The 20525-nt window shown below is 39.2% G+C and carries 10 protein-coding genes and 3 rRNA genes; 1 reads left to right on the top strand and 12 read right to left on the bottom strand.

Translation table 11 applies throughout. The features are described 5' to 3' along the window. Positions 1–39 precede the first annotated feature (39 nt). Positions 40–1452 carry a MocR-like pyridoxine biosynthesis transcription factor PdxR gene (gene pdxR / locus MKY60_RS00065; RefSeq protein ID WP_340928185.1) on the top strand — a complete coding sequence of 471 codons (1413 nt, stop codon included), beginning with the start codon at positions 40–42 and terminating at the stop codon, positions 1450–1452. 30 nt (positions 1453–1482) lie between these two features. Here pdxR and MKY60_RS00060 read toward each other — a convergent pair whose 3' ends face one another. The 12 genes from MKY60_RS00060 to dnaA form a co-directional block, all read right to left on the bottom strand. Beyond that, positions 1483–2817, bottom strand: a complete 1335-nt coding sequence (locus tag MKY60_RS00060) for a serine hydrolase (protein WP_093496796.1) — start codon at positions 2815–2817, stop codon at positions 1483–1485. A 142-nt stretch (positions 2818–2959) separates the two neighbouring features. Further along, positions 2960–4426 carry an IMP dehydrogenase gene (gene guaB / locus MKY60_RS00055; RefSeq protein WP_090571033.1) on the bottom strand — a complete coding sequence of 489 codons (1467 nt, stop codon included), beginning with the start codon at positions 4424–4426 and terminating at the stop codon, positions 2960–2962. Between the two features lie 658 nt (positions 4427–5084). After that, positions 5085–5200: ribosomal RNA gene (rrf, locus tag MKY60_RS00050) — 5S ribosomal RNA — on the bottom strand. 187 nt (positions 5201–5387) lie between these two features. Continuing rightward, a 23S ribosomal RNA gene (locus MKY60_RS00045) occupies positions 5388–8316 on the bottom strand. A 234-nt stretch (positions 8317–8550) separates the two neighbouring features. After that, a 16S ribosomal RNA gene (locus tag MKY60_RS00040) occupies positions 8551–10105 on the bottom strand. Together the 16S, 23S and 5S rRNA genes form the textbook arrangement of a ribosomal RNA operon. A 263-nt stretch (positions 10106–10368) precedes the next feature. Then, on the bottom strand, positions 10369–11475 hold the full coding sequence (locus MKY60_RS00035) for an HD-GYP domain-containing protein (RefSeq protein ID WP_340928184.1): 1107 nt from the start codon (positions 11473–11475) through the stop codon (positions 10369–10371). Positions 11476–11608: 133 nt separating this feature from the next. Beyond that, on the bottom strand, positions 11609–14134 hold the full coding sequence (gene gyrA / locus MKY60_RS00030) for a DNA gyrase subunit A (RefSeq protein WP_093495577.1): 2526 nt from the start codon (positions 14132–14134) through the stop codon (positions 11609–11611). 28 nt (positions 14135–14162) lie between these two features. Then, a complete protein-coding gene (gene gyrB / locus MKY60_RS00025) occupies positions 14163–16085 on the bottom strand; it encodes a DNA topoisomerase (ATP-hydrolyzing) subunit B (protein ID WP_241598651.1) in 1923 nt (640 codons plus the stop codon). 93 nt (positions 16086–16178) lie between these two features. Further along, a complete protein-coding gene (gene recF, locus MKY60_RS00020) occupies positions 16179–17294 on the bottom strand; it encodes a DNA replication/repair protein RecF (RefSeq protein WP_093495576.1) in 1116 nt (371 codons plus the stop codon). Position 17295: 1 nt separating this feature from the next. Further along, positions 17296–17523 (bottom strand): S4 domain-containing protein YaaA, encoded by a 228-nt coding sequence (yaaA, locus tag MKY60_RS00015; RefSeq protein ID WP_090567932.1) that lies wholly within the window; start codon positions 17521–17523, stop codon positions 17296–17298. A 347-nt stretch (positions 17524–17870) separates the two neighbouring features. After that, the gene (gene dnaN, locus MKY60_RS00010) at positions 17871–19007 is read right to left on the bottom strand and encodes a DNA polymerase III subunit beta (protein ID WP_090567291.1); all 1137 of its coding nucleotides are present in this window, start codon (positions 19005–19007) and stop codon (positions 17871–17873) included. A 174-nt stretch (positions 19008–19181) separates the two neighbouring features. Continuing rightward, entirely contained in the window at positions 19182–20525 is a 1344-nt protein-coding gene (gene dnaA, locus MKY60_RS00005; RefSeq protein ID WP_090567294.1) for a chromosomal replication initiator protein DnaA, read from the bottom strand.

The raw sequence follows: 20525 nt of genomic DNA, 5'->3' as shown, positions 1-20525 counted from the left end.
CAGAAACAAATTAAATAAAGTGGTCAGATTGGAGAGACTATGGATTTTTTAATGTTTCAGCTTGTACAAGAATCGAAAACTCCACTATATGAACAACTATATCGTGCTATAAAAGAAGCAATTATAAACGGTACAATTGAAGAGGGTATTAAGCTTCCTTCTAAAAGAAAATTGGCTGATTATTTAGCTGTCAGTCAAACGACTATTGAATTTGCTTATAGCCAATTAGTTGCTGAAGGGTTTATCTCCTCTGAACCCAGACGTGGATATTTCGTTCAAAACTTAGAGGAACTAGCTATTATCGAACAGGACACTTCCTTCATAACACAGGAAGCAAACAACACACCTAACTTTTCTGTGGATTTTTCACCCGGGAAAATTGATACAGATTCTTTTCCTTTTGCAATCTGGAGAAAGTATGCAAAGGACATTGTACACGATGATAATAAAGACTTGCTTCAGTTAGGACATCCTCAAGGAGATTATGAGTTGAGACAGCAAATCTCTTCTTACTTGTTCCAATCAAGAGGAGTGAAAAGTACTCCTGAACAAATTATTTTAGGCTCAGGTACTGAGCAAATTATGCCACTTATTATTCAGTTACTTGGAGATAAAACTGTGTATGGATTTGAAAATCCCGGGTATCCTCTTACGCATCATTTATTTTTTAAAGATAGTAGGATGTCAGTACCTATACCAGTAGATAACGACGGGGTCATAGTTGCTAAATTAGAACAGACCTTTGCAAATGTCATGTACGTAACTCCCTCCCACCAATTCCCAACAGGGGCGGTACTATCAGCAACCCGGCGAAGCCAGCTACTCGCATGGGCATATCAGCAAGATAACCGATATATTATTGAGGATGATTACGATAGTGAGTTTAGGTATACAGGTAAGCCTATTCCTTCCTTACAAGGTATAGATCAAAATGAACGTGTCATCTATTTGAGCACATTTTCTAAATCATTAATGCCTTCTTTACGCATAGCCTATGCAATATTACCAAAGTCACTAATCCTGCAGTATAAAAAGAGGTTTTCCTATTACTCTGCTACAGTTCCTAGAATGGATCAGCATATTCTAGTAAACTTTATGGAAGAAGGATACTTCGCTAAACATTTAAATAGAATGAGAAAGATTTATAAGCGAAAACTAGAAATTATTACGAAAACTATTATGGAATACGAACCAACTGTTACTATATCTGGGGAACAAGCAGGTATGCATATACTATTGACAATTCGTACAACTAAAACAGAGACTGAACTAGTAAAACTTGCAGAGCAATCAAATATTCGAATATACGGTCTTCTGGAATATACCTCAGCAGAACTAGATGATAAAATGAATCCAAGGTTAGTATTAGGATTTGGAGGTTTAAAAACAGAGCAGGTTGTTTCCTCCATTCATCAATTAATGCATGCATTAGAAATAACAAAAGCACCGTAACTCAAAAGAGCTACGGTGCTTTTGCCTATTTTAAAATAATCCACCTATAAAGTCTGTTGTGCTATTCCATAAGTTTCCGAAAAACTTTCCAATACCTTGGAACATTAAACTAAACCAGCTAGCACGTTCTACAGCCTCGGTAGTCACTACTTCCGTTTCTGCTGCTTTATCAATTATATAGCCATAATCAGTTCCTTCGGATTTTTCTAAATGAACTTTACCAACAACTGTATCTTTTTTAATATCTGCTTCAAGCTTCTCTTTGTTTTCTGTAAATACAGGCTTGTACAATTCTTTTTCATTTGTCTTAATGACCATAGAAATAGGGTCCTTCACAGCTATTGCTACTGTGTCCTCTTTCCCTTTTTCAACTTCTAATGTCTCATGTTTTGGAATTTTATATCCTGCTGGTACAATTTCTTCTTTAGAAAATTGGGAAAACCCATAATCTAATAATGCTCTTGTTGCATCAAAACGTGCTTTGTACGAACCATTTCCATCTGCATCAACTGCTTTCATTACGACAGAAATAACACGCATTCCGTTCTTTTGAGCAGTTGCAGTAAATGAATGACCTGCAAATTCTGTTGTTCCAGTTTTTAACCCATCTACGCCTTCGTATTCATATATTAATCCTGGTAACATCCAGTTCCAGTTACTCATCTCTATTGCATCAGAGGTTCCTTTGCGGAATGTTTTTTTAGCAATCTTCGTTGTTTCTAAAACCTCTGGAAAATCTTTCATTAAATAATATGCAAGAATTGCTACCGATTTTGCGGGCATTACGTTTTCATCAGAAGCATTAGTACTTGCTGGATGCATTCCTTGTAAGTCTCCATTGTTTAGTCCAGAAGAATTGACAAATTTATATCCCTCTAATCCCATTTCAGCTGCTTTTTCATTCATCAGCTTAATAAAATTATCTTCGGTTCCTGCAATTGTTTCAGCAATAGCAATAGTTGCTGCATTTGCTGAGTATATAGCCATTGCTTCATAAAGCTCTTGAATAGAATAGCTACCATCTTCACGTAGTGGTACATTACTTAAACGACGATCTTGAGAAATTTTGTATGTATATTCAGTTACATTGTATTGTTGATCCCATTTTACTTTGCCTTCTTCTATTGCTTCAAATAACAAATACTCCGTCATCATTTTTGTCATACTTGCTATACCCAGTGCTGTTTCAGAATTCTCTTCATATAGAATTTTCCCTGTCTCTGCATCAATTAAAATTGCTGCATCTACATTTAAATTCAAACTTTCCTCTGCTTTTGTTGCAGCAGGCATACCACATACTACTGACACAAGAAACATCGGAAGTACTAGCCACTTTATCATTGATGTCATCCAAACCTTCTTCACTATCGTACCTCCACCTTTTGTTATTATCATTGCTCATTTTATCACACTTTAGCATGCTAGGACACTTGTAGACAAAAAAGCACCCATTCGACCTAGTTTAAGACGTCGAATGAGTGCAAAAGTTTCTAAATAACGCAGTTACTTATGATAGAGAATAGTTAGGAGCTTCTTTCGTGATTTGAACATCATGAGGATGACTTTCACGTAATCCTGCACCCGTCATACGGATAAACTGTGCATTTTCTCGTAGATCTTCAAGTGTTCCAGTTCCACAATACCCCATGCCTGCACGAACACCACCTAGTAATTGGTGAACAGTATCAGAAAGTGGTCCCTTATATGGAAGACGACCTTCAATGCCCTCTGGTACTAATTTTTTTGCATCCTCTTGGAAGTAACGATCCTTTGAACCTTTTTCCATAGCTGCAATAGATCCCATTCCACGGTAAGTTTTAAAACGTCTACCTTGGAAAATTTCCGTTTCTCCGGGACTTTCTGTTGTACCAGCTAGTAAGCTACCTAACATAACTACATGTCCGCCGGCAGCTAATGCTTTTACGATATCACCAGAATACTTAATACCACCATCTGCAATGATTGTTTTACCAGCTTTGCGAGCCTCTGTTGCACAATCGTAAATAGCTGTAATTTGAGGAACCCCAACACCTGCCACCACACGAGTTGTACAAATAGAACCTGGTCCAATACCAACTTTAACTACATCTGCACCAGCTTCAAATAAAGCTTTTGTTGCTTCACCAGTTGCAACATTACCTGCGACAATATCTAATTCTGGATAAGCATTACGAATATCTTTTACCGTATCCATAACACCTTGAGAATGTCCATGTGCAGTATCAATAACAATCACATCTACTTGTGCTTCTACAAGTTTCTGTACTCTTAGCATCGTATCTTTTGTAACTCCTACTGCAGCACCTACTAACAATCTTCCAAGATGATCTTTGGCAGCATTCGGGAATTCAATCACTTTTTCAATATCTTTAATAGTGATTAAACCTTTTAGCATTCCATTTTCATCAACAATCGGTAACTTTTCAATTTTATATTGTTGAAGGATTTTCTCAGCATCCTCAAGAGTTGTTCCAACTGCAGCAGTAACTAACTGTTCCTTGGTCATAACATCATCAATTTTTAAAGAGTAATCTTGAATAAAGCGTAGATCACGGTTAGTGATAATGCCAACTAATTGTAAATCTTCTTCGTTATTTACAATAGGGACACCAGAAATTCTATATTTTCCCATCAAGTGCTCAGCATCATATACCTGATGTTCTGGAGTTAAAAAGAATGGATCCGTTATAACACCATTTTCAGAACGTTTAACTGTTTGAACCTGCTCAGATTGTTCCTCAATACTCATATTTTTATGAATAATACCAAGTCCACCCTGACGTGCCATCGCAATAGCCATTTTTGCTTCCGTTACTGTATCCATACCAGCACTAATCATTGGGATATTTAATTTTACTTTAGACGTCAACTGCACCGATAAATTGATATCCTTTGGTAATACTTCTGATTGAGCTGGAACTAATAAAACATCATCAAATGTTAAGCCTTCTTTTTTAAATTTAGATTCCCACATTTCGCTGAATTCCTCCTCGTTAAATAAATATTATTACAAGGTTATCAGCGCTTCTTGTAAGTGTCAAGATTCCTTAAATAGTATGTTTATTCCGACTTTTCTAAAGCGATAAGATCTAACGAATCCTGTATTCAATTTTACTTGTTTAGTATTAGTATAAATTAATAAGTTAATAGGATATGAGACCATCCTAATTCCTTTATAAACAGGTAAACAATAAAAGTTGATCTCTATTATAAGAATTAGATTGAAGCACTCTTAATTAGTATTTGAATCTTTAGAGACGCAGATTAATAGATGATACTTTAATATTTAAAACCATACAAAAAAGCCGCTACCGATTGCTCGGTAACGACTTTTTCTTTGGTGCCCAGCGACGTCCTACTCTCACAGGGGGAGACCCCCAACTACCATCGGCGCAAGAGCTTTACTTCCGTGTCCGGGGCTGCGAAAGCAGATAGGCGGCAGATTTCTTCGTCAGCCGCATTCGTTCAATTCTCGCGTATGTTATACGCTCCGAGTCTCTCTCGTTTGCTTCCTTGAACTCTTTGCCCCTCTACTTTCTCGCATACTTTTTTATAGAGATAGACTGCCTACGGCTTATTTCTAAATACAAAAAAGTCGCTACCAATTACTCGGTAACGACTTTTTCTTTGGTGCCCAGCGACGTCCTACTCTCACAGGGGGAGACCCCCAACTACCATCGGCGCTGAAGAGCTTAACTTCCGTGTTCGGTATGGGAACGGGTGTGACCTCTTCGCCATCATCACTAGACTCATTCGGCTTTCAATATACGGCGCATTGCGTTGTCAACTTCATTCGATCTGTCAGTCACGTACGTTAGTACGTTCCTTCTTTCTCTCACTTGTTTCCTAGCACTGCTTGTATCTTGAAACCCTCATATAAATAGAGTGTTTGTTCACTCAAAACTGGATAAACGACATTGTTACGTTAAACAAATTTGGTTAAGTCCTCGATCGATTAGTATTCGTCAGCTGCACGTGTCGCCACGCTTCCACCCCGAACCTATCTACCTCATCGTCTTTGAGGGATCTTACTTACTTGCGTAATGGGAAATCTCATCTTGAGGGGGGCTTCGTGCTTAGATGCTTTCAGCACTTATCCCGTCCACACATAGCTACCCAGCGATGCTCTTGGCAGAACAACTGGTACACCAGCGGTGTGTCCATCCCGGTCCTCTCGTACTAAGGACAGCTCCTCTCAAATTTCCTACGCCCACGACGGATAGGGACCGAACTGTCTCACGACGTTCTGAACCCAGCTCGCGTACCGCTTTAATGGGCGAACAGCCCAACCCTTGGGACCGACTACAGCCCCAGGATGCGATGAGCCGACATCGAGGTGCCAAACCTCCCCGTCGATGTGGACTCTTGGGGGAGATAAGCCTGTTATCCCCGGGGTAGCTTTTATCCGTTGAGCGATGGCCCTTCCATGCGGAACCACCGGATCACTAAGCCCGTCTTTCGACCCTGCTCGACTTGTAGGTCTCGCAGTCAAGCTCCCTTCTGCCTTTACACTCTTCGAATGATTTCCAACCATTCTGAGGGAACCTTTGGGCGCCTCCGTTACACTTTAGGAGGCGACCGCCCCAGTCAAACTACCCGCCTGACACTGTCTCCTACCCGGGTTACGGGTATGGGTTAGAATTTCAATACAACCAGGGCAGTATCCCACCGACGCCTCCTCCGAAGCTGGCGCTCCGGGCTCTAAGGCTCCTGCCTATCCTGTACAAGTTGCACCAAAATTCAATATCAAGCTATAGTAAAGCTCCACGGGGTCTTTCCGTCCTGTCGCGGGTAACCTGCATCTTCACAGGTACTATAATTTCACCGAGTCTCTCGTTGAGACAGTGCCCAGATCGTTACGCCTTTCGTGCGGGTCGGAACTTACCCGACAAGGAATTTCGCTACCTTAGGACCGTTATAGTTACGGCCGCCGTTTACTGGGGCTTCAATTCGCACCTTCGCTTGCGCTAAGCACTCCTCTTAACCTTCCAGCACCGGGCAGGCGTCAGCCCCTATACTTCACCTTACGGTTTTGCAGAGACCTGTGTTTTTGCTAAACAGTCGCCTGGGCCTATTCACTGCGGCTCTTCTAGGCTATGCACCCAAAAGAGCACCCCTTCTCCCGAAGTTACGGGGTCATTTTGCCGAGTTCCTTAACGAGAGTTCTCTCGCTCACCTTAGGATTCTCTCCTCGACTACCTGTGTCGGTTTGCGGTACGGGCACCTATCACCTCGCTAGAGGCTTTTCTTGGCAGTGTGAAATCAGGAACTCCGGACATACGTCCTCGCCATCACAGCTCAATGTTACAGAATGCGGATTTGCCTACATTCACACCTTACTGCTTGGACATGCATAACCAACAGCATGCTTACCCTATCCTTCTGCGTCCCCCCATTACTCAAACGGTGGTTTGGTGGTACAGGAATATCAACCTGTTATCCATCGCCTACGCCTATCGGCCTCGGCTTAGGTCCCGACTAACCCTGAGCGGACGAGCCTTCCTCAGGAAACCTTAGTCATACGGTGGACGGGATTCTCACCCGTCTTTCGCTACTCATACCGGCATTCTCACTTCTAAGCGCTCCACCAGTCCTTCCGGTCTGACTTCAACGCCCTTAGAACGCTCTCCTACCACTGATACCAAAGGTATCAATCCACAGCTTCGGTGATTTGTTTAGCCCCGATACATTTTCGGCGCAGCGTCACTCGACCAGTGAGCTATTACGCACTCTTTAAATGATGGCTGCTTCTAAGCCAACATCCTGGTTGTCTAAGCAACGCCACATCCTTTTCCACTTAACAAATACTTTGGGACCTTAGCTGGTGGTCTGGGCTGTTTCCCTCTTGACTACGGATCTTATCACTCGCAGTCTGACTCCCAAACATAAATCATTGGCATTCGGAGTTTGTCTGAATTCGGTAACCCGGGATGGGCCCCTAGTCCAAACAGTGCTCTACCTCCAAGATTCTAACGTTTGAGGCTAGCCCTAAAGCTATTTCGGAGAGAACCAGCTATCTCCAGGTTCGATTGGAATTTCTCCGCTACCCACACCTCATCCCCGCACTTTTCAACGTGCGTGGGTTCGGACCTCCAGTAAGTGTTACCTTACCTTCATCCTGGACATGGGTAGATCACCTGGTTTCGGGTCTACGACCACATACTCATTCGCCCTATTCAGACTCGCTTTCGCTGCGGCTCCGTCTTCTCAACTTAACCTTGCATGTAATCGTAACTCGCCGGTTCATTCTACAAAAGGCACGCTATCACCCATTAACGGGCTCTAACTACTTGTAGGCACACGGTTTCAGGATCTATTTCACTCCCCTTCCGGGGTGCTTTTCACCTTTCCCTCACGGTACTGGTTCACTATCGGTCACTAGGTAGTATTTAGCCTTGGGAGATGGTCCTCCCGGATTCCGACGGAATTTCACGTGTTCCGCCGTACTCAGGATACACTCAAGAGAGAATGAATTTTGGACTACGGGGCTTTTACCCTATCCTGCGGACCTTTCCAGATCGCTTCGTCTAACTCATTCCTTTGTAACTCTATGTAGAGTGTCCTACAACCCCAAGAGGCAAGCCTCTTGGTTTGGGCTATTCCCGTTTCGCTCGCCGCTACTCAGGGAATCGATTTTTCTTTCTCTTCCTCCAGGTACTTAGATGTTTCAGTTCCCTGGGTGTGTCTCAGATGCGCTATGTATTCACGCAAATGTACTGCTCCATTACGAACAGTGGGTTTCCCCATTCGGAAATCTCCGGATCAAAGCTCACTTACAGCTCCCCGAAGCATATCGGTGTTAGTGCCGTCCTTCGTCGACTCCTAGTGCCAAGGCATTCACCGTGCGCCCTTATTAACTTAACCTAAAAGTTAAAAAGTCTTACACGTTGTGATTACGTAAATAATCACAACAGAATTTCTTGTTGTTTATTGTTTCAATGTCGTTTTATCCAGTTTTCAAAGAACAAAGGTTTGCTCACTTTGCGACGAGTAATCGCAGGAGCAAGAGATGAATCTTCATATAAAAATGAACATTCAAAACTGAACTGCAAAACGTTAAGATACGAATAAAGATTCGTATTCCGATATTATCCTTAGAAAGGAGGTGATCCAGCCGCACCTTCCGATACGGCTACCTTGTTACGACTTCACCCCAATCATCTGTCCCACCTTCGGCGGCTGGCTCCCGTAAGGGTTACCCCACCGACTTCGGGTGTTACAAACTCTCGTGGTGTGACGGGCGGTGTGTACAAGGCCCGGGAACGTATTCACCGTGGCATGCTGATCCACGATTACTAGCGATTCCGGCTTCATGTAGGCGAGTTGCAGCCTACAATCCGAACTGAGAACGGTTTTATGGGATTTGCTCACCCTCGCGGGGTTGCGACCCTCTGTACCGTCCATTGTAGCACGTGTGTAGCCCAGGTCATAAGGGGCATGATGATTTGACGTCATCCCCACCTTCCTCCGGTTTATCACCGGCAGTCACCTTAGAGTGCCCAACTGAATGCTGGCAACTAAGATCAAGGGTTGCGCTCGTTGCGGGACTTAACCCAACATCTCACGACACGAGCTGACGACAACCATGCACCACCTGTCACCGCTGTCCCCGAAGGGAAAAGCCTATCTCTAGGCCGGTCAGCGGGATGTCAAGACCTGGTAAGGTTCTTCGCGTTGCTTCGAATTAAACCACATGCTCCACCGCTTGTGCGGGCCCCCGTCAATTCCTTTGAGTTTCAGTCTTGCGACCGTACTCCCCAGGCGGAGTGCTTAATGCGTTAGCTGCAGCACTAAGGGGCGGAAACCCCCTAACACTTAGCACTCATCGTTTACGGCGTGGACTACCAGGGTATCTAATCCTGTTTGCTCCCCACGCTTTCGCGCCTCAGCGTCAGTTACAGACCAGAAAGCCGCCTTCGCCACTGGTGTTCCTCCAAATCTCTACGCATTTCACCGCTACACTTGGAATTCCGCTTTCCTCTTCTGTACTCAAGTCCCCCAGTTTCCAATGACCTTCCACGGTTGAGCCGTGGGATTTCACATCAGACTTAAAGGACCGCCTGCGCGCGCTTTACGCCCAATAATTCCGGACAACGCTTGCCACCTACGTATTACCGCGGCTGCTGGCACGTAGTTAGCCGTGGCTTTCTAATGAGGTACCGTCAAGGTACGAGCAGTTACTCTCGTACTTGTTCTTCCCTCACAACAGAGTTTTACGATCCGAAAACCTTCTTCACTCACGCGGCATTGCTCCATCAGACTTTCGTCCATTGTGGAAGATTCCCTACTGCTGCCTCCCGTAGGAGTCTGGGCCGTGTCTCAGTCCCAGTGTGGCCGATCACCCTCTCAGGTCGGCTACGCATCGTCGCCTTGGTGAGCCGTTACCTCACCAACTAGCTAATGCGCCGCGGGCCCATCCTGTAGTGACAGCGAGATGCCGTCTTTTAACATCTCCCCATGTGAGGAAATGGATTATTCGGTATTAGCCCCGGTTTCCCGGAGTTATCCCAATCTACAGGGCAGGTTGCCCACGTGTTACTCACCCGTCCGCCGCTAAATCAGAAGAAGCAAGCTTCTTCGTCATTCGCTCGACTTGCATGTATTAGGCATGCCGCCAGCGTTCGTCCTGAGCCAGGATCAAACTCTCCATAATAGAGAACTTAAAAAGCTCATTTTGTTTTGCTGGCATCATCATTAAATGATGTCATTTTGTTTTGCTATCATACTAACAATGTTAGTTGATAAGCTGTATGTCTTAACGTTTTGCATGTTCAGTTTTCAATGTTCATGGTGTTGTAATGTCGTTTTGACGACTTCTATATAATATCAAGTTCTTAGGAATATGTCAACACTTTATCGCAAAATAATATTAAACTCTTTCCCCTACTAATAAAAGACGAAAGAGTTTTGATCAATTTAGCTGATAACACTTTCTATATAAACAGATCTTTTCGCAGCTAAATCTATTATTTGTCCACTTTCAGTTAACCGAATCATTGGACGCATTGGAGTATCCCTGTGTAAGAAAACTACTTCTCCTTTTTCTCCAGTTGATAGAAGAACACGAGTTGAAATAGGTAAAGACCCTACTAACTCTATTAATTTATTTACTACTTCTATATTATACTTTCCAAACTCTTCTTCTCTAATCATTTCTAAGACTCTAAAAGAAGAACTTTTCGCACGGTAAATACGTTCTGATGTCATCGCGTGGTATACATCTGCTACTGCTATTATTTGAGAGTAAACAGAAACATCATTCAATTTATCACTTTTTGGATAACCACTTCCATCTAAACGTTCATGATGCTGAAATATCGCTAATTTCATTTCAGGTTTTAGTAAAGGACTATCTTTAATCATTTGAAAACTATAAATAGTATGTTTTTTTATCTCTGAAAAGTCTGTTTCCGTCAAAGTAGACTTTTTGTCCCGTATTTTTGGATCCACCTTTGCCATACCTATATCAGCCATTAAACCAGCTGTAGCCATTTGCGTTATTTGACCAGAAGGATAATTTAACTTCTTAGCTATTGCCCCAGAAATAATTCCAACAGCTATAGAATGATGAGCAATATATTTATCCATCTTTGAATACATATTCAACAGAGAAAATACTTGTTTTTCTTCCATTGCTTTTTCTACTAAAGGCATAATAATATTCCGTAGTTTTGCCACATCTACTTTCATGCCCGCTTCCCAGCTAATAAATTCTTTATAGAAGCTATCTACAGCATCTTTATATAGTTGATCAAAACTCGTCGTCACTATTGATTTTTCTTCTGTTTGAAGAGATTCTGTTTTATTTTCATTTAACTTTTTTATCTCTTCTTCTGATCTATTAAAAACATTTTCTAATATAATAGGTACTTTAGTTATATTAAAAGCACGAAGTACTTGAATAAGTTCCCTCGTTACTTTTGACTCTTTATGAATAATAGGTGAATTAGTATTAACTAATATATCTTCTGCTATTATTGCACCTAATTTCAATTCTTCTAAATTAATGAGAGTTTGGTTCACTTAATATTCCCCATTTCCAAACATTTCTTTAATTATACTAAATTCTCATATTGAAAGTATATGGAAAATATCTATTTAAGTACGTATAAAACACCCTTAAACAGAATAAATCGTTTAAGGGTGTTTGCTTTTTTTATTCGTTTGGATCTTCAGTTAGCGATGAATCTGTTTCGATTGCAGAATCTTCATCTAGATTAGCTACAATTTCTACATTTTCCTCATCGTCGTCTTCTTCTTTTTCAACTTTAGCTACAGTAGAAATTAGTTCATCTTCTGCTAGCCTCATTAAACGGACGCCTTGTGTACTACGACCAGTTCTAGAAATATCTTTTACATCCATACGGATAAGCATTCCATTAATCGTTATAAGCATCAAGTCTTCTGTACCATTAACTGCCTTAACAGCTGATAGAGGACCGTTTTTGTCTGTAATTTGACAAGTTTTCACGCCCATACCGCCACGACTTTGTAAACGATATTCTGATTCAGGTGTTCGTTTACCGTATCCGTTTTCTGTAACAACTAGAATTTCTTGTTCAGGTTCAATAATTTCCATGCCAACTACATAGTCATCATCTTTTAAACGAATACCTCTTACTCCTCCAGCCGTTCTACCCATGGAACGTATGTCGATTTCTTCGAATCGAACCAATTTACCTTGACGCGTGCCAATGATAATTTGTTTGTTACCGTCAGTTAAACGAACCGCAATAAGTTCATCTTCTTCGCGCAATGAAATAGCAATTAATCCGTTTGCACGAATATGTGCAAATCCAGTTACAGGAGAACGTTTAGTTACCCCGTGCTTCGTTGTAAAGATAAAATAATTTTCTTCTTCAAACGATGCCATTGGAATCATTGCAGTGATATGCTCATCTTTTTCTATACCCAATAGATTTATAATTGGTAGGCCTTTTGCTGTACGACCGTATTCAGGGATTTCGAATCCTCGTGCTCGATAAACTTTCCCCTTGTTTGTAAAGAAGAGAATTGTATCATGTGTTGATGTGTACAATAGATGTTCGACAAAATCATCTTCATTTGTACCCATCCCTTGAACTCCACGACCACCTCTTTTTTGACTTTTATACGTATTAGCAGGTAAGCGTTTAATATAGCCTTTGTTTGTTAAAGTAAGTACAGAGTTTTCTACTGGAATCAAATCTTCATCCTCTAAAACTTCTGCTCCTCCAGCAACAATTTCAGTTCGACGTTTATCCGCATAACGGTCTTTAATCTCAGAAATTTCTTCTTTAATTATTTCAATTACACGATACTCATTTGCCAAAATGAATTTTAATTCTTCAATTAGTTTTAGTAAGTTATTGTACTCTTCTTCGATTTTATCGCGCTCTAAACCAGTTAATCGTTGTAAACGCATATCTAAGATAGCCTGTGCTTGTCTTTCAGATAAATTGAATGTTTCCATCAAACCATTTTTTGCTTCTTCACCTGTTTGGGAGGCACGGATTAATTTGATGATTTCATCGATATGATCTAAAGCAATACGTAGTCCTTCTAGAATATGTGCGCGATCTTCAGCTTTGTTTAGTTCAAACTGTGTACGACGACGTATTACCACTTTTTGATGTTCTAAGTAATAATAGATCATTTCTTTGATGTTCAAAACCTTTGGTTGGTTGTCTACTAATGCAAGCATATTAACCCCAAAGCTTGATTGTAATGCCGTTTGTTTATATAAATTATTTAATAATACGTGAGAATTTGCATCTTTCCGTACTTCAATAACAATTCGCATTCCATTACGATCAGATTCATCCGCTAAATGGGTAATTCCATCAATTTTTTTATCGCGTACTAATTCAGCAATCTTTTCTATTAATCGAGCTTTATTTACTTGATATGGTAATTCTTTAACAAGAATAACTTCTTTACCACTTGATTTTACTTCAATCTCTACTTTTGCACGAATTAGTATTGAGCCCCTACCTGTTTCATAGGCACGACGAATACCACTGCGTCCTAAAATAATACCACCCGTTGGAAAATCAGGTCCCGGTATAATAGCCATCAATTCTTCAATCGTAATTGCAGGGTTCTCAGCTAATGCTAATACTCCGTCAATTACTTCTCCTAGATTATGTGATGGAATATTCGTAGCCATACCAACAGCAATTCCAGAAGCACCGTTGACAAGTAAATTAGGATATCTACTAGGTAATACAACTGGTTCTTTTTCTTGGCCATCATAGTTGTCTTTGTAGTCGATCGTATTTTTATTTATATCTCGCAATAATTCTAAAGCAATTTTAGACATACGTGATTCCGTATAACGCATAGCAGCTGCTCCGTCACCATCGATAGAACCAAAGTTTCCATGTCCGTCTACTAGCATATAACGATAACTAAAGTCTTGAGCCATACGCACCATTGCTTCATAAATAGAGGAGTCACCATGTGGATGATATTTCCCCATTACGTCTCCTACAATACGAGCTGATTTTTTATGAGGTTTGTCTGGCGTATTCCCCAACTCCTGCATACCATATAAAATCCGACGATGCACAGGCTTTAACCCATCACGAACGTCTGGTAAGGCACGGGATACAATAACACTCATCGCATAGTCTAGAAATGAAGTTTTCATCTCTGTACTAATATTTATACCCTTTACGCCTTTATTCGGTATTTCTGACATCCTAAAAGACCTCCAGTCACACACTTTCTTATATATCTAAATTTTTCACGTATACAGCATTTTCTTCGATAAATAGGCGTCTTGGTTCTACTTCCTCACCCATTAATTGTTCAAAGATTTTATCTGCTTCCATCGCATTATCTAAGTTAACTTGTAGTAATGTACGTACTTCTGGATCCATTGTCGTATCCCAAAGTTGATCCGCATCCATTTCTCCTAAACCTTTATAACGTTGAATATTAGGTTTTGAAGTTTTCGGTAATCGATCTAAAATTTCTTTTAACTGTTCATCATTATAACAATACTCGATATGCTTCCCTTGTTTTACTTGATACAAAGGTGGCTGAGCAGCATATACATAACCTGCTTCAATTAAAGGTCTCATAAAGCGGAAGAAAAATGTAAGTAGCAATGTTCGGATATGAGCTCCATCAACATCAGCATCTGTCATAATAATAATTTTATGATAACGCGCTTTTTCTAAAGTAAACTCTTCACCAATACCTGTTCCAAGTGCTGTAATCATAGCACGAATCTCTGCATTTCCTAAAATTCGATCCAAACGGGCTTTTTCTACGTTCAAAATTTTACCACGTAAAGGAAGGATTGCTTGAAAATGACGATCACGACCTGATTTAGCAGAACCTCCTGCAGAATCACCCTCTACGATATAAAGTTCACTTTCTGCTGGAACACGAGAAGAGCAATCTGCTAATTTACCAGGTAGACTAGAAACCTCTAATGCTGATTTACGACGTGTAAATTCTCGTGCTTTTTTAGCAGCTACGCGAGCTCTCGCAGCCATCAAGCCTTTCTCCACTATCTTTCTAGAAACTTGAGGATTTTCTAATAAAAATCGATCAAACCCTTCAGCAAACAGACTATTAGTAATAGGACTAACTTCGGAGTTACCTAATTTTGTTTTTGTTTGTCCTTCAAATTGAGGATCTGGATGTTTTATGGAAACAATTGCAGTTAAACCTTCCCGTACATCATCACCGGATAAATTAGTATCTGCCTCTTTTAACAAACCATTTTTTCTTGCATAGTCGTTGATGATACGCGTTAATGCTGTTTTAAAACCAGATTCATGAGTTCCACCTTCGTACGTACTAATATTATTAGCAAAAGATAAAATATTTGAAGAGTAACCAGAATTATATTGCATGGCAATTTCTATTGAAATTCCATCCTTTTCACCTTCAACAAATATTGCTTCTTCTGTTATAGGCTCTTTGGATTCGTTTAAATCTTCTACGTATGACTTAATACCACCCTCGTAGTAATATTTAACCGTTTTTTCTTTTCCTTCTCTTTCATCTGCAATCGTTATAGATAATCCACGGTTTAAATAAGCGAGTTCACGTACACGATGTTCAAGAATCTCGTACTCGTAGACAGTAGTTTCCGTAAATATCTCAGCATCTGCTTTAAATCTAGTAGTTGTTCCAGTAACATCCGTTTCTCCAATAACTTCTAAAGGAGAAGATACTGCCCCGCGCTCAAATTTAATTTGATGAATTTTTTCATCACGTTTAACATATACTTCTGTATATTCGGATAGGGCGTTTACTACTGAAGCACCTACACCATGTAGTCCTCCGGATACTTTATATCCTCCGCCTCCGAATTTACCACCTGCATGTAGAACAGTCATGATTACCTCTACTGCTGGCTTACCCATTTTTTCTTGTGTATCAACTGGTATACCACGACCGTTGTCTTCTACTCGGATCCAATTATCTTTTTCAATTGTAACAATAATATGATCACAGTGTCCTGCTAGTGCTTCATCAATACTGTTATCAACGATTTCCCAAACAAGATGGTGAAGCCCTTTTGAACTTGTCGTACCAATATACATTCCTGGACGCTTTCGGACAGCTTCTAACCCTTCTAATACTTGTATCTGATCAGCATCATAAGATTGATTTATGTCTTTTTCTTCCATTGCCAACTTGCTCACCCACTCTTTCATTCCTTCAATTATGGTGGTTCAATTAAAAACTTAATTTGTTTGAACATTTGCGTTCGTTACATACTTTTATTGATCTACTATTGCCCCTTGTTCCACATGAAACAATTCTGCCTGTTGGATAGTTTCATGTGCAATTCCTTCAACACTTGTAGTCGTTACAAATGTTTGGACATCTCCTTGAATGGTATTCAACAAGTGAGATTGTCTATAGTCATCTAGTTCGGATAAAACGTCATCCAGTAATAAAACAGGAGATTCACCAACCTCCTGTTTTATTAATTCAATTTCTGCGAGTTTCAAAGACAATGCTGTTGTACGTTGCTGTCCTTGAGATCCATAAGTTTGTACATCGTAATCATTTACAAAAAATTGTAAATCATCACGATGAGGACCGATTAAGGATACTCCACGATAGAGTTCCCTACTCTGACTATCTGTTATTTTTTTTTCTAGGTGATTTTTCATTTCATTTGCTGTCCACTCTGGTTGAATTCCAGTTGAAGAATTATAAGAAATTCTCAATTTCTCTAAGCCTCTAGAAATCCCATAGTGAATTGGTTCCGCCCATTGTTGTAACAATTGCATAAAATGAAATCTCTTTTGAATTACTTTTACGGCTGCATCTATATATTGTTCTGTATAAACATCGAACATCACATCATTTAACATAGGCTTACCTTGATGTTGTTTTAAAATATGATTCCGCTGCTTCATTATTTTTTGGAAATGAAGTAAATCATGTAAATAGATAGGGGAAATTTGACCGATTTCCATATCGAGAAATCGTCTTCTCACTTGTGGACTTCCTTTTACTAAATATAAATCTTCAGGTGCAAACATCACTACATTAAGCTGACCGATATAATCACTTAATCGCGTTTGTTCCAGATGGTTTACCTTGGCTTTTTTTCCTTTTTTTGAAAGAATTAATTCCAATGGTAAATGCCCGTACTTTTTTTGAATATCCCCTTTTATTTTACCATAGTCTGCTTCCCAACGTATCAATTCTTTATCGTTAGAAGTTCTATGAGACTTTGCCATGGATAATACATAGAGAGATTCCATTAAATTTGTTTTACCTTGTGCATTTTCACCTATCAACACATTAATCTTAGAGGAAAAGTTCATTTCAATTGAATCGTAATTACGGAAATCTTTTAACTCTAATCGTTCAATATACATATTAATCCCCGTTCTCAGGTCCAACCAATTGAAATCTTCCTACTCCTGGTATGTTCACTATATCGCCGTGACGTAATTTACGACCTCGTCTTTGATCCACTTCTCCGTTAACATATACCTCATGCTCACTTAAAAACCATTTGGCCATTCCACCGGAGCTAATCGCATCTGTCATTTTTAACAATTGCCCAAGTGTGATAAATTCTGAGTCAAATCGAATTTCTTCCAACAATAACTCAACCTCTTCTCCTAATCATTATCCCTTTATTTTACCTTAAATTACGAAATAAGCAAAGAAAAGTAGAAGTGGCTAGTTATGCCTAGAAAAGCTTCCTGTGGCTTTATACTACAATTTTTGGCTGATTCGGGTGAATGGAACAAAAAATTGACATATACGAAGTAAATATTAGTTGTTTTTATTCCTAATAAAAACAGGATTGCTTTGACAAATAACCTAGTTAACGAGGATACCACACGATAAGGTGACAGTTTTAGTCCTTGTTCTTTGTAATCACACGAAAAGGAAATCAACGACAACAAAAAAAGATAGCCACAACGTGACTATCTTTTGAAATATTAATAAGTTCTTACTGGCAAAATCAGCTGTAGTATTGAATCGTCATGCACAGATTTTAATATAAAAGGTCTCATAGCCCCTGTGAATAAAATCTTTACATCTTGCCCATCAATAGCTTTTAAAGCGTCCATCATATATTTTGCACTAAATGAAATTTTTAACTCTTCACCATCTATTTCTTCTGCCTGAATCTGTTCTTCTACATTACCTATTTCGGGAGAGTTAGAAGATACTTCTATAAGTCCATTTCCTAAAGTGGAAAAGCGAACTACGTTATTACGTTCTTCACGTGCAAGTAAAGAAGCTCTATCAATTGCTTGCAATAAAGATTTACTGTTTACCAATATAGTTGTTTTACTCTCACTTGGTATTAATCTGGAAGTATCGGGATAATTCCCCTCTAGTAATCGAGAATAAAATAGGACATCACCAGTTTTAAATAGAATTTGTTGTTGAGTCATCACAATTGCTACTTCCGATGATGTTTCCTCTAAAATTTTATTTAATTCATTTAAACTTTTCCCCGGAATTACTATACTGTATTCCTCATTTGGCAAATCTTTAATACCTGTCTTTCTTTTAGCTAATCGGTGACTATCTGTAGCTACACAGTGAAGTTCCCCTTCCTTGACCTGCCAATTGACACCTGTTAAAACAGGACGGCTTTCAGAAGTAGATACCGCAAATACAGTTTCTTTAATAATAGATTTAAGCAAATCAGATGGTATAAAGAATTGTCTTTCTTCTTCAATTTCAGGTAGTAATGGATATTCAGATGCATCCAATCCGATTAGATTAAATTCAGATTTTCCTGATCTAATATGAGTTTGAAATTGGTTTGTTACTTCTATTTCTACATCATTTGTTGGTAACTTACGTACAATTTCATTGAATACTCTTGCTTGTAAAACGATAGAGCCTGGTTCTGTGATACTGATAACTTGTTCTCCATTTTTTTCAACAGGTATAAAAGTTTGAATTGTAATATCTGAATCACTACCAGTAATATAAAGTCCTTTATTAGTTACTTCTAGTTTCAATCCAGTGAGGATTGGAACTGTTGTTTTGGAACTTACCGCTTTTATAACATCACTTAATCCCTCTAATAAACTATCTCTCATTACTTCGAATTTCATTCTTATACCTCACTTATATAATTATTATTTATTTAAAAGAATAATAGATATAGTACTAGGGCTTGTGGATATGTTGATAAGCCTTGTTTTACTTACTCTGCGTTACTTGTCCACATGTGTATAAGTTGTGTTTAAGTAATCTAGTAAACTATGCGTTTATCCACAAACTCTTTTTTATCTTCCAAGAATAGATTTAATTTGTTTTAAATCATCTTGAAGATTTGTATCATCTTTTAACATTTTGGAGATTTTTTCGTGAGCATGAATAACTGTTGTATGATCACGTCCCCCAAATTCTTCCCCTATTTTAGGCAATGAAAAATCAGTTAACTCCCTTGAAAGATACATTGCAACTTGTCTTGGAAATGCAATTGACTTTGTGCGCTTTTTAGCAATAAAGTCTTCCAATCTAATGCGAAAATGCTCTCCGACAACTTTTTGGATATCTAAAATAGTAATAATTCTTGGACGAGCATTTGGCAGGATATCTTTAAGCGCTTCCGCTGCTAAATCGATATTAATATCCTTATTTATAAGAGAAGAATAGGCTACTACTCGAATGAGAGCACCTTCTAGTTCACGTATATTGGAATCTATTTGATTTGCTATATATGCCATTACATCATCTGATATATCTAATCCATCAGCACGAGCTTTTTTGCGTAAAATAGCAATACGAGTTTCTAAATCTGGTGGTGCAATATCTGTTATTAATCCCCATTCAAAGCGAGAGCGTAAACGATCTTCTAAAGTAGGAATTTCCTTTGGTGGACGATCACTTGAAATGACAATTTGCTTGGATTCTTCATGCAAGGCATTAAAAGTATGGAAAAATTCTTCTTGAGTTGATTCTTTTCCTGCAAGGAACTGAATATCATCTATTAGTAGAACATCTACATTTCTATATTTATTACGGAAATTGACCGCTTTATTATCTCGAATGGAGTTTATAAATTCATTTGTAAACTTTTCAGAAGATAAATAAACCACTTTTGCATTTGGATTGTGTTCTTGAACATAATGACCAATCGCATGCATTAAGTGGGTTTTTCCTAGTCCAACTCCTCCATATATGAAAAGTGGATTGTACGCTTTAGCAGGGGCTTCGGCTACAGCTAAAGATGCTGCATGCGCGAAACGGTTACCAGATCCAATGACAAATGTATCGAATGTATTTTTAGAATTTAGCATTCCTGGTGAAAAATCTGGTTGATCTCCGTTATTTGGAGGGATTTTTGGTTTAGGAATGTCGAAATCATCCATATCCTGATTTTTTGGTACGACAAATGATATAAGTAATTCATTACCAGTTAACTCAGTTAATATACCAGCTATTAAATGGACATAATGATTTTCTAACCAATCCCTAGCAAAGGAATTGGGTGCAGCTATCGTTACAGTTTCTCCTTGATATGAAAGTAGTTTGGTCGACTTCAGCCAAGTTTCAAAACTCGGTTTAGATGTTTTCTTTTCTACTTCAGAGAGAACTTTAGCCCAAAGTTCTTCTAAATGTTCCAA

Origin of the sequence: Psychrobacillus sp. FSL K6-1415 (assembly GCF_038003185.1) — a bacterium.
In the GTDB taxonomy this organism is placed as follows: Bacteria; Bacillota; Bacilli; order Bacillales_A; family Planococcaceae; genus Psychrobacillus; species Psychrobacillus psychrodurans.
This window is presented reverse-complemented; position numbering and strand designations above follow the sequence as displayed.

What these genes read in the sequence shown, in the direction of transcription:
- guaB (WP_090571033.1), bottom strand. Translation starts at nt 4,426, where the DNA reads ATGTGGGAATCTAAATTTAAAAAAGAAGGCTTAACATTTGATGATGTT.
- recF (WP_093495576.1), bottom strand. Translation starts at nt 17,294, where the DNA reads ATGTATATTGAACGATTAGAGTTAAAAGATTTCCGTAATTACGATTCA.
- gyrA (WP_093495577.1), bottom strand. Translation starts at nt 14,134, where the DNA reads ATGTCAGAAATACCGAATAAAGGCGTAAAGGGTATAAATATTAGTACA.
- dnaN (WP_090567291.1), bottom strand. Translation starts at nt 19,007, where the DNA reads ATGAAATTCGAAGTAATGAGAGATAGTTTATTAGAGGGATTAAGTGAT.
- pdxR (WP_340928185.1), top strand. Translation starts at nt 40, where the DNA reads ATGGATTTTTTAATGTTTCAGCTTGTACAAGAATCGAAAACTCCACTA.
- gyrB (WP_241598651.1), bottom strand. Translation starts at nt 16,085, where the DNA reads ATGGAAGAAAAAGACATAAATCAATCTTATGATGCTGATCAGATACAA.